At 73.8% G+C, this 14,873-nt stretch carries 12 protein-coding genes; 8 read left to right on the top strand and 4 right to left on the bottom strand.

Going from position 1 to position 14,873, the window contains the following annotated elements; all coding sequences use genetic code 11:
• From FHE66_RS08330 to FHE66_RS08320, 3 genes are all read right to left on the bottom strand, one after another.
• Nucleotides 1–1,270, bottom strand: a 1,270-nt coding sequence (locus FHE66_RS08330; protein ID WP_139072501.1) for an ABC transporter ATP-binding protein/permease, incomplete at its 3' end; no start/stop codon positions are given.
• Nucleotides 1,270–2,337 carry a cytochrome d ubiquinol oxidase subunit II gene (gene cydB, locus FHE66_RS08325; RefSeq protein WP_139072500.1) on the bottom strand — a complete coding sequence of 356 codons (1,068 nt, stop codon included), beginning with the start codon at nucleotides 2,335–2,337 and terminating at the stop codon, nucleotides 1,270–1,272. The genes cydB and FHE66_RS08330, both read right to left, overlap by 1 nt.
• A 15-nt stretch (nucleotides 2,338–2,352) precedes the next feature.
• Nucleotides 2,353–3,840: a cytochrome ubiquinol oxidase subunit I gene (locus tag FHE66_RS08320; protein WP_139072499.1), complete on the bottom strand. Its 1,488-nt coding sequence runs from the start codon at nucleotides 3,838–3,840 to the stop codon at nucleotides 2,353–2,355.
• A gap of 447 nt (nucleotides 3,841–4,287) precedes the next feature.
• On the opposite strand from FHE66_RS08320, the gene FHE66_RS08315 reads away from it, so the two are divergent.
• Entirely contained in the window at nucleotides 4,288–8,070 is a 3,783-nt protein-coding gene (locus FHE66_RS08315; protein WP_139072498.1) for an Rne/Rng family ribonuclease, read from the top strand.
• An 80-nt stretch (nucleotides 8,071–8,150) separates the two neighbouring features.
• Here FHE66_RS08315 and FHE66_RS08310 read toward each other — a convergent pair whose 3' ends face one another.
• The gene (locus tag FHE66_RS08310) at nucleotides 8,151–8,600 is read right to left on the bottom strand and encodes a hypothetical protein (protein ID WP_139072497.1); all 450 of its coding nucleotides are present in this window, start codon (nucleotides 8,598–8,600) and stop codon (nucleotides 8,151–8,153) included.
• Nucleotides 8,601–8,726: 126 nt separating this feature from the next.
• On the opposite strand from FHE66_RS08310, the gene FHE66_RS08305 reads away from it, so the two are divergent.
• The 7 genes from FHE66_RS08305 to rpmA all read left to right on the top strand — a co-directional run.
• On the top strand, nucleotides 8,727–9,746 hold the full coding sequence (locus FHE66_RS08305; RefSeq protein ID WP_139072496.1) for a siderophore-interacting protein: 1,020 nt from the start codon (nucleotides 8,727–8,729) through the stop codon (nucleotides 9,744–9,746).
• 19 nt (nucleotides 9,747–9,765) lie between these two features.
• Complete coding sequence (locus FHE66_RS08300) at nucleotides 9,766–10,818, top strand: iron ABC transporter permease (RefSeq protein WP_139072495.1); 1,053 nt, start codon at nucleotides 9,766–9,768, stop codon at nucleotides 10,816–10,818.
• On the top strand, nucleotides 10,815–11,867 hold the full coding sequence (locus FHE66_RS08295; RefSeq protein WP_139072494.1) for an iron chelate uptake ABC transporter family permease subunit: 1,053 nt from the start codon (nucleotides 10,815–10,817) through the stop codon (nucleotides 11,865–11,867). The genes FHE66_RS08300 and FHE66_RS08295 overlap by 4 nt, the downstream gene beginning before the upstream one ends.
• On the top strand, nucleotides 11,864–12,685 hold the full coding sequence (locus FHE66_RS08290; protein ID WP_139072493.1) for an ABC transporter ATP-binding protein: 822 nt from the start codon (nucleotides 11,864–11,866) through the stop codon (nucleotides 12,683–12,685). The genes FHE66_RS08295 and FHE66_RS08290 overlap by 4 nt, the downstream gene beginning before the upstream one ends.
• A 44-nt stretch (nucleotides 12,686–12,729) precedes the next feature.
• Nucleotides 12,730–13,734: an iron-siderophore ABC transporter substrate-binding protein gene (locus tag FHE66_RS08285; protein ID WP_139072492.1), complete on the top strand. Its 1,005-nt coding sequence runs from the start codon at nucleotides 12,730–12,732 to the stop codon at nucleotides 13,732–13,734.
• A gap of 536 nt (nucleotides 13,735–14,270) precedes the next feature.
• The gene (gene rplU, locus FHE66_RS08280; RefSeq protein WP_176554708.1) at nucleotides 14,271–14,579 is read left to right on the top strand and encodes a 50S ribosomal protein L21; all 309 of its coding nucleotides are present in this window, start codon (nucleotides 14,271–14,273) and stop codon (nucleotides 14,577–14,579) included.
• 66 nt (nucleotides 14,580–14,645) lie between these two features.
• Nucleotides 14,646–14,873, top strand: a 228-nt coding sequence (gene rpmA, locus FHE66_RS08275; protein ID WP_139072510.1) for a 50S ribosomal protein L27, incomplete at its 3' end; no start/stop codon positions are given.

The following is a 14,873-nucleotide window of genomic DNA, read 5'->3' as shown; positions in this document are numbered from 1 at the left end:
CGGCGTCGGCGTCGGTGTTCGCGCGGAACTCCGCTGTCGCGCGGAAGTCGGCTGTCGCGCGGAAGTCGGCTGTCGCGGGGGAGGGGGTGGCGGGGAGGAGGAGGACGCGGCCGCGGTCGGGGCGCAGCAGGCCCAGTGCGAGCATCGCCGTCGTCGTCTTCCCGCCGCCCGAGGGGCCGACGAGCGCGGTGACGCGGCCGGGCAGGACGCGGGCGCTGAGGCCGGCGGGCGCGAGGAGGTCGCGGCCGGGGGCCGCGACCGAGACGTCGTCCAGGACGAGCCCGCCGAAGGCCGGGGCGGGCACCGAGCCGTGGGCGGGCAGCGGGCGCTCGAGCACGGCGAAGGCCTGCTCCGCGGCCGCGATGCCGTCGGAGGAGTTGTGGAACTGGGTGCCGACCTCGCGGATCGGGCGGTAGGCCTCCGGGGCGAGCATGAGCACCGCGAGACCGGTCGTGAGGTCGACGTTCCCGTAGACGAGGCGCATGCCGATCGTCACCGCGACGAGGGCGACGGCGATCGAGGCGAGGAACTCGAGCACCGCTCCGGAGAGGAACGCGACCCGCAGCGTGCTCATCGTCGTGCGGTTGTACGCCTCGCCCAGCGCGCGCACGCGCAGTCCGGGGCCGCGCTCGCGGCCGAGCGCCTTGAGCGTGGTCAGCCCGGCGAGCAGGTCGAGCAGCTGGGCGCCGAGGCGTTGCATGGCGGCGAGCTTGTCCGCCGCGAAGCTCTGCGTGAGGCGCCCGATGAGCCACATGAACACCGGGATGAGCGGGATGGTGAACGCGACGATCGCCGCGGACCCGACGTCGAGGCCGGCGATGACGACGAGCGTGGCGGGCGTGAGTGTCGCGGCCAGCAGCAGCTGGGGCAGGTAGCGCACGAAGTACGGCTCGAGGTCGTCCAGGCCGCGGGTGACGAGGGTGACGAGCTCGGTCGGCTCGTTCATCGCGCGCGGGCCGAGCGCGACGGCGTGGTCGAGCACCTGGGCCCGCAGCTCGGCGACGACGTCGACCGCCGCCCGGTGGGCGAGGGACTCCTGGAGCACCGTGACGAGCACCCGGACCACCGCGAGCACGGCGAACCACCCGACGAGAGGGACCGCGTGCGCCCACCCGGCGTCGCCGTCGATCACCGGCGCGATCGCGTTGGCGATGAGGAGCGCCTGGGTGATGACGAGCCCCGCCGAGACGATGCCGAAGACGGTCGTCAGGGCGATGTACCGGCGAGCCGAGCGCGCGTGGCGGAGCAGCCGGGGGTCGAGGGGCTTCATCAGCCCGACGCGCTGCCCGTCGCCTCGAAGCTGCGCTCCTGCTTGGGGTGCAGCCCCTCGTCCCCGACGATGTCACCGGCCCACACCCGCTTGCGGAAGACCCAGTAGGTCCACGCCTGGTAGGCCAGGACGATCGGCACGAAGATCAGGGCGACGACGCTCATCACGGTGAGGGTCGCCTGGGTCGCGGCGGCGTCGGCGATGGTGAGCGAGGCCGCCGGGTCCAGGGAGGACCGCATGACGTTGGGGAACATCGCGCAGAAGATGAACGCGACGGCGCCGACGATGGCGAGCATGTGGAGGGCGAAGGCCCAGCCCTCACGCTCGAGCCTGGTCGCGACGACGACGCCGATGAGGCTCGCGGCGGCGACGACGGCCGGGATGAGGGAGAAGGAGTTCTCCGAGTAGGAGAACTGCGCCCACAGCACCCACACGAGCGAGACGACCGCGGACGGCGCCGCGAGGCGGTAGGCCAGGGTGACGGCGCGCTCGTGGATCGGGCCCGCGGTCTTGAGCGCGGTGAAGATCGCACCGTGGGTGAGGAAGAGCCCGAGCGTCACCAGGCCGCCGAGCAGGGTGAACGGCGTGAGGAGGGACAGCAGCCCACCGGTGAGCTGGTGGCTGCCGTCGACGACCTCGATCTCCATGCCCTGGACGAGGTTGGCGAAGGCCACGCCCCAGAGGATCGAGGGGATCCACGAGCTGAAGGTCAGGCCCCAGTCCCAGCGGTCGCGCCACGTCGGGTCGTTGATCTTGGCCCGCCACTCCAGGGCACAGATCCGCACGATGAGGGCGATGAGGATGATGAACAGCGGCAGGTACATGCCGGAGAACATGGTCGCGTACCACTCGGGGAAGGCGGCGAACGTCGCGCCGCCCGCGGTGAGCAGCCACACCTCGTTGCCGTCCCACACCGGGCCGATGGTGCGGAGCATGACGCGCCGCTCACGCTCGTCCCGGGCGAAGGGGCGCAGGAGCATGCCGACACCGAAGTCGAAGCCCTCGAGAGCGAGGTACCCCGTCCACAGGACGGCGATGAGCAGGAACCACAGCAGGGGGAGGTCCACGGTCTTACTCCTCGATCAGTACGCGAAGGACAGGGTGGGCTCGGGCTGGTCGGCTGTCGGTGGCTCGACCGGCGTCACGCCCTCACGGACGTACCGGCGCATGAGGAGGAACCACACGACCCCGAGGGCGGCGTACAGCAGGGTGAAGATCGTGAGGGAGAGCAGGACCGTGCCCCCGGACACGACGGTCGAGACGCCGTCGGTGGTGAGCAGGAGCACCTGGTCCACCGGGCTGGCCGGGTTGGGGTGGACCACCCACGGCTGACGTCCCATCTCGGTGAAGATCCACCCGAAGCTCGAGGCGAGGAAGGGCATGGGCAGCGCGACGAGGCACAGGCGGGAGAACCACGTGGAGTCGGTGACCTTGCCCTTGCGCAGCAGCCAGAGCCCGGCGACGGCGAGCGCCGCCGAGAAGACGCCGAGCCCGATCATCAGCCGGAAGCTCCAGAAGGTGACGAAGAGGTTCGGGTAGAACTCGGTGTCCGCGGTGACGCCCGGCAGGTCGCCGTAGAGCTCCATCTGCTGCTCCTGGACGTCCTTGACGCCGGGCAGGTAGGAGTCCGGGCCGGTGAAGCTGCCGGTGCCGAGGAAGGAGGTGAGGAAGGGGACCTCGAGGACGTGGTCGACGTTCTCGCAGTCGTTGCTGCCCGGCAGGCCGACCGACAGCAGCGAGAAGCCGACGCCCTCGCCCCCCTCGCACACCGCCTCGGCAGCGGCCATCTTGCCGGGCTGCTGCTGGTACATGAGCTTGCCCTGGACGTCGCCGGTGCCGATGACGCCGACACCGGCGATGAGCATGGTGACGAGGCCGACGTAGGCGCCGCGCCGCCACACCGACGCGGCCTCCTCACGCTTGCCCGCGCGCACCGTGCGCACGATCCACCAGCCGCAGATGCCGGCGACGAAGGTGCCGGCGACGAGGAAGGCGGCGGTGATCGTGTGGGTGAAGGCGGCGACGAGGGTGTTGTTCGTCATCACCTCGAAGAAGCCCTGGACGCCGTCGAGCTCGGCCCGCCCGGTCTCCTCGTTGAAGACCGCGCCGACCGGGTGCTGCATCCACGAGTTCGCGGCGAGGATCCAGTAGGCGGAGAGCGTCGTGCCCACGGCCACCGCCCAGATGCAGGCGTTGTGCAGCCACTTGGGCAGCTTGCCCTCACCGAAGATCCACAGCCCGAGGAAGGTGGACTCGAGGAAGAACGCCGCGAGGGCCTCGATGGCGAGCGGGGCGCCGAAGATGTCGCCGACGTAGCGGGAGTACTCCGACCAGTTCATGCCGAACTGGAACTCCTGGACGATGCCGGTGGCGACGCCGAGGGCGAAGTTGATGAGGAGGAGCTTGCCGAAGAACTTCGTCAGCCGGTGCCACTCGGCCTTGCCGGTGCGCACCCACGCGGTGTGCATGATCGCGACGAGCGTGGAGAGGCCGATCGTCAAGGGGACGAGGATGAAGTGGTAGACGGTCGTGATACCGAACTGCCAGCGGGCGAGGTCGAGCGCTTCCACTGCCATCTCCTCCGTCGTGAACACGTGCCCTTCCGAAGGCACCCCTGTCCACGTTAGGAATGGGGAGAAATCAGGAGTGGGACCTAGGTCCCGACCGCGCGCCAGAGTGTCGCTCGCGCCGCTGATCAGGCGCTGTGCGATACTACGACTGGCCGGTGGACAGGTCCACACCCCGTTCCCCGGCCCGACGACGAAAACAGGTACTCGCCTCGACTTCGCGCCGCCTCACCACCCGGGTGAGTGCGTTGCTGCAGAAGCGGTGAGGGTCTTCGCCGGACGCCCTTCGGGTCCGTCAGGCGGCACCTGCGACGCCGTCGCCGCCCGACCGATGCACACCGCGGAGGTCGGACGTGAACCAACGACTTCCGTCGTCGGCCCCCGCCGGCGACGACTGAACCGGCCGTGGCGCCGATGGTGTGGGCGGTGACCACGGCGAGGGACAAGTCAATGACCACGACACCAGACTCCGAGTCGACCCAGCCGGTGGAGAAGCCCAAGCGACGCCGGGTCACCCGGGCCACGGCGGCACCGACGACGGCGCAGCCGACCGAGGCCCAGCCCGCCGAGACGCAGCCCGCCCAGGCCCAGCCCACCGACGGCCAGGCCACCGAGACCAAGGCCGCCCCGCGCAAGCGCGCGCCCCGCAAGACGGCGCCGAAGCCGGCCGCCGAGACCCCGGCCGCCGAGACGCCGGCTGCCGACAGCCCGGCCGCCGACGCGCCGGCTGCGGACGCCGCCGTGCAGACCGACGTGCCCGCTCCCGCGCGCAAGCGCGCTCCCCGGACCCGCAAGCCGGCCGCCGCCGAGGCGACCCCCGAGCAGACCCCGGCAGCCGCCGAGGAGAGCCCGGCAGCCGCCGAGGCCCCGGCCGCCCGCAAGCCGCGGACGCGCAGGGCCGCTGCCCCGGCGCAGGCGCCCGCCGACACCCCGGCCGAGGAGAGTGCGGAGCCGGCGCCGAAGCGCGCCGCGACCACCCGCCGCCGTACGACCAAGCCCGTCGCCGCTGCCGACGCGCCCGAGGCGCCCGCCGCCGAGGCGGTCACCGAGGCACCCGCCGCCGAGGCGGCCACCGACACTCCGGCCGCTCCCAAGCGCGCGCCGCGCAGCCGCGCCCGCAAGCAGCCCGCCGCCGAGGAGGCGGCGCCCGAGGAGGCCGTGGCCGAGCAGTCGGCCGAGGCCGCCGCCGACGCGCCCGCGACGCGGACGCCCGCCGCCCGACGCAGCCGCGCGAGGAAGCCCGAGGCCGAGGTCGCCGCGGAGGCGCCCGCCACGGACGCCGAGCCGGCCGCCGCCGAGGAGACCCCGGCCCCGCGCCGTCGTCGGGCCGCCCGCAGCGCGGAGCAGACGATCGACGTGCTCGCCGAGTTCAGCGCCCCGGGCCAGCTCGCGGAGCAGGCCGAGGAGGACGAGGACGCCGAGGAGGTCGAGGAGGCCGCCGAGGTGCGCCTGCCGGCCACCGCGCTGCTCTTCCAGGCACCGGAGCCGCGGGCCCGCCGCCGGGTGCGCACCGACGCCGGCGCGCCGCGCAAGCGCGCCGCCGCCGCTGATGCCGAGGCACCCGCCGCTGATGCCGAGGCACCCGCCGCTGCTCCCGAGCAGCCGGCCGCGGTGACCGAGCAGCCGGCCGCGGTGACCGAGGCGGACGAGGAGACGATCGAGGCCCCGGAGGACGCCGAGGCACCGGAGACCGCCGACGGTGAGGGGAGCGGCCAGCGCCGTCGCCGTCGCCGCGGTGGCCGTGGCCGCCGCAACCGCGGGGGTGGCCGGGAGGACTCCGCCGAGGAGTCCACCGACGAGTCCACCGACGACGAGGACGAGCAGGACGAGACGGCCGCGCCGGACGTCGAGTCCGAGTCCGAGACCGAGTCCTCCGACGACGAGGGGACCGACGGCGACGACGAGACCGACGACGACGGCTCGGCCTCCAGCCGTCGCCGCCGCCGTCGCCGCCGGAGCGGGTCGAGCACCCGCGCCGCCGACGACGGCTCGGCGACCTCTCGCGAGGGCCGCGCCGCCCGCGACGAGATCACCGCCCTCAAGGGCTCCACCCGCCTGGAGGCCAAGCGTCAGCGCCGCCGGGAGGGCCGCGACGCGGGCCGCCGCCGCACGACGATCACCGAGGCCGAGTTCCTCGCCCGCCGTGAGGCCGTCGACCGCTCCATGATCGTGCGCGAGCGTGACGGCCGTACCCAGATCGCCGTCCTCGAGGACGGCGTGCTCGTCGAGCACTACGTGGCCCGCGAGACGCAGACCTCGATCGTCGGCAACGTCTACCTCGGCCGCGTGCAGAACGTGCTGCCGAGCATGGAGGCCGCCTTCGTCGACCTCGGCAAGGGCCGCAACGCCGTCCTGTACGCCGGTGAGGTCAACTGGGACGCGGTCGGCATGTCCGGCCAGCCCCGCCGCATCGAGCAGGCGCTGAGCCCCGGCGACCCCGTGCTCGTCCAGGTCACCAAGGACCCGATCGGGCACAAGGGCGCGCGCCTCACCGCGCAGGTCACCCTCGCCGGGCGCTTCCTCGTCCTCGTGCCCTCCGGCGCGATGACCGGCATCTCCCGCAAGCTGCCCGAGAACGAGCGCACCCGGCTCAAGAAGATCCTCAAGCAGGTCGTGCCCGAGGGCTCCGGCGTCATCGTGCGCACGGCGGCCGAGGGTGCGAGTGAGGAGCAGCTGCGCGCCGACGTCGAGCGCCTCACCGCGCTGTGGGAGGACATCCAGGCCAAGGCGAAGGCAGCGAAGAGCGCCCCGGTGCTCCTCAAGGGCGAGCCCGAGCTCGCCGTGCGCGTGGTCCGCGACGTCTTCAACGAGGACTTCGGCTCGCTCGTCGTCTCCGGTGACGGGGCGTGGCAGACGATCTCCTCCTACGTCCGCGAGCTGTCCCCGGACCTCGTGGACCGGATGCACCACTGGACCCACCGCGCCGACGTCTTCGCCGAGTACCGCATCGACGAGCAGCTGGCCAAGGGCATGGACCGCAAGGTCTACCTGCCCTCCGGCGGGTCGCTCGTCATCGACCGCACCGAGGCGATGACGGTCGTCGACGTCAACACCGGCAAGTTCACCGGCTCGGGCGGCACGCTCGAGGAGACGGTGACGAAGAACAACCTCGAGGCCGCCGAGGAGATCGTCCGCCAGCTCCGGCTGCGCGACATCGGCGGCATCATCGTCATCGACTTCATCGACATGGTCCTCGAGTCCAACCGGGACCTCGTGCTCCGTCGCCTCGTCGAGTGTCTCGGCCGCGACCGCACGCGTCACCAGGTCGCCGAGGTCACCTCCCTCGGGCTCGTCCAGATGACCCGCAAGCGGGTGGGCCAGGGCCTCGTCGAGGCGTTCAGCGAGCCGTGCGAGCACTGTGGCGGCCGCGGGTTCATCGTCCACGACCACCCGGTGGAGAAGGGCGGCTCCGGCGGCGACAACGGGGGCGACGGCGGCAGCCGGCGACGCCGCGGACGCGGAGGACGTTCCGCGGAGACCGCCGAGGGTGGGGACGAGCAGGAGTCGCAGGCCGCCCGCGAGGCGGTCAAGGCCACGCTCGCGACCATCGCGGCCGCAGCGGCCCAGGCCCACTCGGACAAGCCCGCCCACCGGACGGCGTACGCCGAGCCCGAGCAGGAGCCCGAGACCGGGTCCACCCCCGACGCCGCGCCCGAGCCGGAGCAGGCCTCCGAGCCCGGGGCCACCCCCGAGCCCGAGGCCACCCCCGAGCCCGAGGTCACGCCCGAGCCCGCGCAGGCCGCCCCGGCGCGCGGGTCCAGGCGGGGCTCCGGTGCCCGCGGCGGCAGGCGCGGGACGACGCCCGCGATCGAGCTGCCCGAGCCCGTGCGGGAGACCACGCCCACCGTGGAGCTCCCCGCCGCGGTCGACGCGACCAGCCGGAAGGTCGAGGACGTCAAGGCGAGCCTCGACGCGCTGGCGGCCGCGCTGCCCAACGGACACGGCGAGCCCGCCGCCCCGGCCCCCGCCGAGGCGCAGGTCCAGGTGGAGGCCGACGAGCCTGCCGCCGAGGAGCCGAGCACGGCCGAGCAGCCCGCTGCAGCCGAGCCCGTCGCCGCCGAGCCGGTCGCCGCCGAGCCGGTGCCCGCCGAGGAGCCGGCCGCCGCGCCGGTGCCCTCGGAGGAGCCGGCCGCGGAGGAGCCGCCGGCCGAGCAGCCGCCGGCCGAGCAGCCCTCCACCGGACGCAAGCGGCGCCACCGCCGCGTGACTTCCGGCGGGCCGATCACGGCCTGACCTGCACGGAGAACGCCCGCCCCACCGGGGGCGGGCGTTTCTCGTGTCCGGGCCCCGGCGCCCGGGCAGGGGCCGTCGCCTCAGGCCGCCGGTGAACCGTCGAGCACGGCCTGGGCCCGGCGCACCGCGGCGTCCACGTCGCGCAGCAGGCACACGGCGTCGGTGCCGAGCGGCTCCTCGGCCAGCCGGTCACGCAGCGCCGCCACCACGCGCAGCTGCGCGTGGGCGTCCGCCAGCGCAGGCAGCAGCCACGCCGGGTGGCAGAAGCCGGGCAGGGCGACGAGGAGTGCCTCCGCGCCGACGACCCGCAGCACCGCGTCCCGGGGCTGGAGCTGACGCTCGGCGTGGAGGAGGGTGAGCTCGTCGTTCGTCAGGCAGTCCTCCGCCTCGGTGTCCAGGTAGGTGAGCAGGTGGGCGCGCACCCGCGGCACCCGCGCCCGGATCGCCGGGTGCGCAGCGACCGGCGCCGTGGCGAAGAAGGACGTGAGGAGGTCCTCCGCCGAGACCGGGACCTGCTCGCCGTCGTCCATGACCGCATCGTGCCACCGACCACCGACATCGCCGGGACGGGGCGTTCCCGCCTCGCGGGGACCTCCCCGTGAGACTTGGGACCTTCGGTCTGGCGTCGGGCGCCACGCAGGTGGTCTACTTAGGTAATGCTCACCTCACTTCAGGGCCCGACCGACGAGGCGGTCGCCACGCAGGACGTCCCGCTCGACGGGCGCCCCGCGTACCGGCCCTTCGCCGTCGAGGTGGCCGCCGTCCGAGTGCTCGGGCCGAGCTTCCGGCGCGTCACCCTCACCGGCGCGGACCTGCGGTGGTTCGGCACCCACGGCCACGACCAGCGGGTCAAGCTCGTGCTCCCGCTCGAGGACGGCCACCTCACCGACGTCGGCCAGGAGGACGAGGAGACGATCCTCGCGGGCACCTGGTACGAGCGCTGGCGCCAGACCCCGGAGGACCGGCGCAGCCCGTTCCGCACCTACACCGTGCGCGCCGCGCGGCCCGCGAGCCGCGAGGTCGACATCGACATGGTCGTCCACGGCGACGCCGGTCCCGCCTCACGCTGGCTCACCCGGGCCCAGGTCGGCGACCGCGTCGTCCTCGTCGGCCCCGACGCCCGCTCCCGCGACAACGCCGTCGGCTCGGACTGGTCGCCCGGCACCGCCACCGACCTCCTCCTCGCCGGCGACGAGACCGCCGCCCCCGCGATCTGCTCGATCCTCGAGAGCCTGCCGGCCGGCCGCCGTGCCCGCGCGTTCATCGAGGTGCCCGAGGCCGGTGACGTCCTCGACGTCACCCTGCCGCCGGGCGCCCGCCTCACCTGGCTCAGCCGGGAGGGCCGCGCCCACGGCGAGGAGCTCGTCCCCGCCGTCCGCTCCTGGGTCGACTCGCACGCGGCGCTGCTCGGCGGCGCCCGCGCCGTCGAGCGCCAGACCCTCGAGGACGTCGACGTCGACTCCCAGCTCCTGTGGGACTCCCCGGTCCTGCAGATCCAGCCGATCGACAGCTGCGGCCGCGGCGAGCGCTGCGGCTCCGACTTCTACGCCTGGTTCGCCGGCGAGGCCGCCGTCATCAAGACGCTGCGCCGCCTGCTCGTGAGCGAGGTCGGCGTCTGCCGGCGCCGCGTCGCGTTCATGGGCTACTGGCGCCAGGGCCGCGCCGAGGCGCAGTGACCCCGCGCACCACCCGTCGATGACCCAGACCCTCACCACCGACCCCCGACGACGCACCGCCCCCACCCGGCGGCGCGTGCTCGCGCTCGCCGGCGCGGCCGTGCTGCTGCTCCTCGTCGTCGCGGCCAGCCTCGCGCTCGGTGCCCGAGACATCCCGCTCGGCACCGTCGTCGACGCGCTCACCGCACGCGTGCCGGGCGACGCGGACCACAACGTCGTCCTGGACCAGCGGCTGCCGCGCACCGTCGTCGGGCTGCTGGTCGGCTGCGCGCTCGGCCTCGCGGGCACCGTCATGCAGGGCGTCACCCGCAACCCCCTCGCCGACCCCGGCCTGCTCGGCATCAACGCCGGCGCCTCGCTCGCCGTCGTCCTGTCGATCACCGTCCTGGGCATCACCAGCCCGGCCGGGTACGTGTGGTTCGCCTTCGCGGGCGCGGCGGCCGCGATGGTCGTCGTCTACGGCATCGGCTCGATGGGCCGCAGCGGCACGACCCCGGTCAAGCTCGCGCTCGTCGGCACCGCGCTCACCGCGGGCATCACCTCGGTGCTCACGCTCCTGCTCCTGGGCAGCACGACGGCGACGAACACCTACCGCTTCTGGGCGGTCGGCTCCCTCGCGGGCCGGGGGAGCGGCACCGGTGCCGACGTCCTCGTCACGCTCCTGCCCTTCCTCGCCGTGGGCGCCGTCCTCGCCCTGCTCTCCGGACGCGCGCTCAACCTGCTGTCGATGGGGGAGGACCTCGCCCGCGGGCTGGGCCTGGACATCCGCCGCTCGCGGCTCCTCGCCGTGCTCGCCGCCGTCCTCCTCGCCGGAGGGGCGACCGCCCTCGCCGGCCCGGTCGTCTTCGTCGGGCTCGTCGTGCCGCACATCGTCCGCCCGCTCACCGGGCCGGACTACCGCTGGGTGCTCGCCTTCGCCGCCGTCGTCGGTCCTGCGCTCCTCCTCACCGCGGACGTCATCGGCCGGCTCGTCGCCCGCCCGGGTGAGCTGGAGGTCGGCCTCGTCGTCGCCCTCGTCGGCGCGCCCGTGATGGTCGCCATCGTCCGCCGAGCACGGCTGGCCGGGCTATGACGACGATCGCGACCCCCGCCCCCGCCCGCGACGTGCTGCGCACCGTCCGCCACGCGCGGCGTCGCCGCGCGGTCCTCGTGTGCGCCGTGCTCGTCGCCGCGGTGCTCGTGCTGGCCTGGCTCAGTCTCGTGTGGGGCGGCCGCACGGCCGACACCCTCGACTACTTCGCCGGCCTGCTCGGCACCGGCGAGGGCGGCGGGGAGTTCACCATCGGGCGGCTGCGCCTGCCGCGGGTCGTCCTCGCCGTGCTCGTGGGCGCGGCCCTCGGGATCGCCGGCGGGATCTTCCAGTCCGTGCTCGGCAACCCGCTCGCCAGCCCCGACATCCTCGGCGTCAGCGGCGGCGCGAGCCTGGCGGCCGCGTTCGCGATCCTCGGGCTCGGGCTCAGCGGCGCCGCCGTCGGCATCGCCGCCTTCCTCGGGGCCACCGTGGTCGCTGTGGCGATCTACCTGCTCGCCTGGCGCGACGGCGTCACCGGCTTCCGCTTCGTCCTCATCGGCGTCGCGGCCGCGTTCGTCGTCAACGGCGCCATCGGGTACCTCCTCACCCGCGCCGAGGTCAACGACGTGCGCGCCGCGCTCGTGTGGATGGTCGGCAGCATCGGCACGCCCCGGTGGGGCGACGTCGCCGTGCTCGCCGTCGTCATCCTCGTGCTCATCCCGTTCGTCGTCGGCGTCTCCTGGCAGCTGCGGGCCCTCGGGCTCGGGGACGAGGCGGCAGGCGGTCTCGGCGTGCGCGTCGAGCGCGCCCGGCTGCTCGCCCTCGCCCTCGCCGTCGCCCTCACCGCCGGCGCCACCGCCTTCGCCGGTCCGGTCGCGTTCGTCGCCTTCGTCTCCGCGCCGATCGCGCGCCGCCTGCTGCCGAGCGGGGGGACGGTCCTCGGCCCGGCCGCCCTCGTGGGCGCCGTCGTCGTCCTCGCCGCCGAGCTCCTCGCCACGCACCTCGTCCCGTCCCTGGAGGTCCCCGTGGGAATCGTCACCGGCATCGTCGGGGCCGCCTACCTGCTGTGGCTGCTCGCCACCACCGACCGCCGGGAGGCGACCTCATGACCGCCGAGCACGACCTGCGCGCCGTCGGGCTCAGCCTCGCCTACGACGGCCGGAAGGTGGTCACCGGGCTGGACCTCGCGCTGCCGCCCGGCGCCGTCACCGTCATCGTCGGGCCCAACGGCTGTGGCAAGTCGACGCTGCTGCGCGGCCTGGCGCGCCTGCTGCGGCCCGCGGGCGGCGCCGTGCTGCTGGACGGCACCCCGCTCCACAAGCTCCCCTCCCGCGACGTCGCCCGCACCGTCGGCATCCTCCCGCAGAGCCCCACCGCCCCCGAGGGCATCACCGTCGCCGACCTCGTCGGCCGCGGCCGCCACCCCCACCAGGGCTGGTTCCGGCAGTGGGACGCGGCCGACGACGGCGTCGTGGCCGCGGCCCTGGAGGCCACCGGCACCCTCGAGCTCGCCGCGCGTCGCGTCGACGAGCTCTCCGGTGGCCAGCGCCAGCGCGTGTGGATCGCCATGGCGCTGGCCCAGGACCCCGACATCCTCCTGCTGGACGAACCGACGACGTTCCTCGACGTCACCCACCAGCTCGAGGTCCTCGACCTGCTCGCCGACCTCAACCGCGAGCGTGGCACCACGGTGGCGATGGTCCTCCACGACCTCAACCTCGCCGCCCGGTACGCCGACCACCTCGTCGTCATGTGCGACGGCGAGATCACCGCGCTCGGCCCTCCGAGCGAGGTCCTCACCACCGAGCTCGTGGCCGACGCGTTCGCGCTCCGCGCGCGCGTCGTGCCCGACCCGGTGACCGGCTCGCCGATGGTCGTGCCCATCGGCCCGTACGCGAGCCGGCCCCCCACCCGCCTCCCCGGGTGACCCATACCCCTGTCAACCGACCACTTCCCCAAGGAGACCATCCAGTGTCCCGACGTTCCATCCCGGTGGCCCTCACCGCCACCGTGGCCCTCGCCCTCACCGCCTGCGGCAACGCCGAGGAGCCCGCGGGCAGCGAGACCACCGCGACCGCGGAGGCAGTGACGATCGAGCACGCCTTCGGCAGCACCGAGATCCCCGCCGGCGCGACCGACGTCGTCACCCTCGGCTGGGGCTCCACCGAGGCCGCGCTCGCGCTCGGTGTCGTCCCCGTCGGCATCGAGGCGCAGACCTACGCCGTCGACGAGAACGGGCTGCTGCCGTGGGTCAACGAGGCCCTTGCCGAGGTCGAGGCGGAGCCCACGATCCTCCCCGCCACGGTCGAGGAGCCGGCCTACGAGGACATCGACGCGCTCGACCCCGACGTCATCCTCGCGCCCTACTCCGGCATCACCGAGGAGCAGTACGACATCCTCAGCGAGATCGCCCCCACCGTGGTCTACCCCGAGGAGCCGTGGACCACGCCGTGGCGCGACGTCGTCTCGATCGTCGGTGAGTCCCTCGGCATGGACGAGGAGGCCGACGCGCTCGTCGCCGAGCTCGACGCCACCCTCGAGGAGACCGCCGCCGCCCACCCCGAGCTCGACGGCGTCACCGTGGCCGCGATCTGGGACGTTGGCGGCACGTTCTACGTCTACAAGCCGGCCGACTCGCGCGTGGACTTCCTGCTCGACCTCGGCCTGGAGAGCGCGCCGTCCGTCGAGGAGCTCGACACGGGCGGGGAGACCTTCGTCTACTCCCTGTCCTACGAGGAGACCGACAAGCTCGACGCCGACGTCATCGTCAACTACGCGAGCACCGAGGAGGAGATCGAGAACTTCCTCGCCCAGTCCTACGCCCAGGCGATCCCGGCCGTGCAGGACGGTGCCATCGCGAACATCACCGGTGACCAGCTCATCGCCGCGATGTCCCCGCCCACCGCGCTGTCGATCAACTGGGGCCTGGACGAGTACGTCGACGCCATCAGCGCCGCCGTCGACCAGATCGGCTGACCGACTCCCGGTCGTCCCGCCCTTCTCCGCCGAGAGCCGGATCCTGCCCCGCGCAGGATCCGGCTCTCGCCGTCTCCGGGGGCGTGCCCTCGCACCCACCCCACCTCACCCCCCACCCCAGCCCACCCCGCACCCGCCGAGCGCTGGATCGTGCGCGTCAGCCGACCTGGTCGGCGAGTGCAGGATCCAGCGCTCGGTGAGAAGAGGGCGGGGTGGGTGGAGCAGAAGGCCGGGTGCAGGATCCAGCTCTCGGCGGTAGGTCGCGGAGGGTGGGGGGAGGGGAGACGGGGGTCTCGGTGCGGGTGGGTGGGAGCGGGGCTCGGGGCGGGTAGAGTAGGGGCGGCGAGCAGGGCGCGGTGTGCGCGAGAGCACACCCGTTCCGCGGCTCCACCGGGCCTTGCACATTTGCCCGAGCGGGGCGCGGCGCGTACCCTAGAACGTCGGTGCGTCTCGGACGCGCCTCCCTTGTACGCCTTGCGCGTGCCGGCCTGACGGCCGCCGCGCGAGGTCCCGTAACGACAGAGATGAGCAGCAACGTGGTGTACGCGATCGTCAAGGCCGGCGGCCGACAGGAGAAGGTGTCCGTCGGCGACGTCGTCGTCATGAACAGGGTTGGCGGCAAGGTTGGTGAGACCGTCAACCTCACCCCGCTCATGCTCGTGGACGGCGACAAGGTGACCACCGGCGCGGACGACCTGGCCAAGGTCACCGTCACCGCCGAGATCGTCCGCGCCGAGCGCGGCAAGAAGATCACGATCATGAAGTTCAAGAACAAGACCGGCTACCGCAAGCGTCAGGGTCACCGCCAGGAGCTGACCCGCGTCAAGGTCACCGGCATCAAGTAAGGCTCGCGGTCCCACCGGGCCCGGTTCCGCACCCGTTCCCCCCCTCACCACGAAAGCAGGTTCGAGATGGCACACAAGAAGGGCGCCAGCTCATCCCGGAACGGCCGCGACTCGAACGCGCAGCGCCTCGGCGTCAAGCGCTTCGGCGGTCAGGTCGTCAACGCCGGCGAGATCATCGTCCGCCAGCGTGGCACCAAGTTCCACCCCGGCGACAACGTCGGCCGCGGCAAGGACGACACCCTGTTCGCCCTCGCCGCCGGCGCCGTCGAGTTCGGCTCCAAGCGCGGGCGCAAG

The organism is Georgenia sp. 311, assembly GCF_006151955.1.
GTDB classification, from domain to species: Bacteria; Actinomycetota; Actinomycetes; order Actinomycetales; family Actinomycetaceae; genus Oceanitalea; species Oceanitalea wutianyii.
The sequence above is the reverse complement of the archived record's forward strand: the minus strand, read 5'-3'. Positions and strand labels throughout refer to the sequence as shown.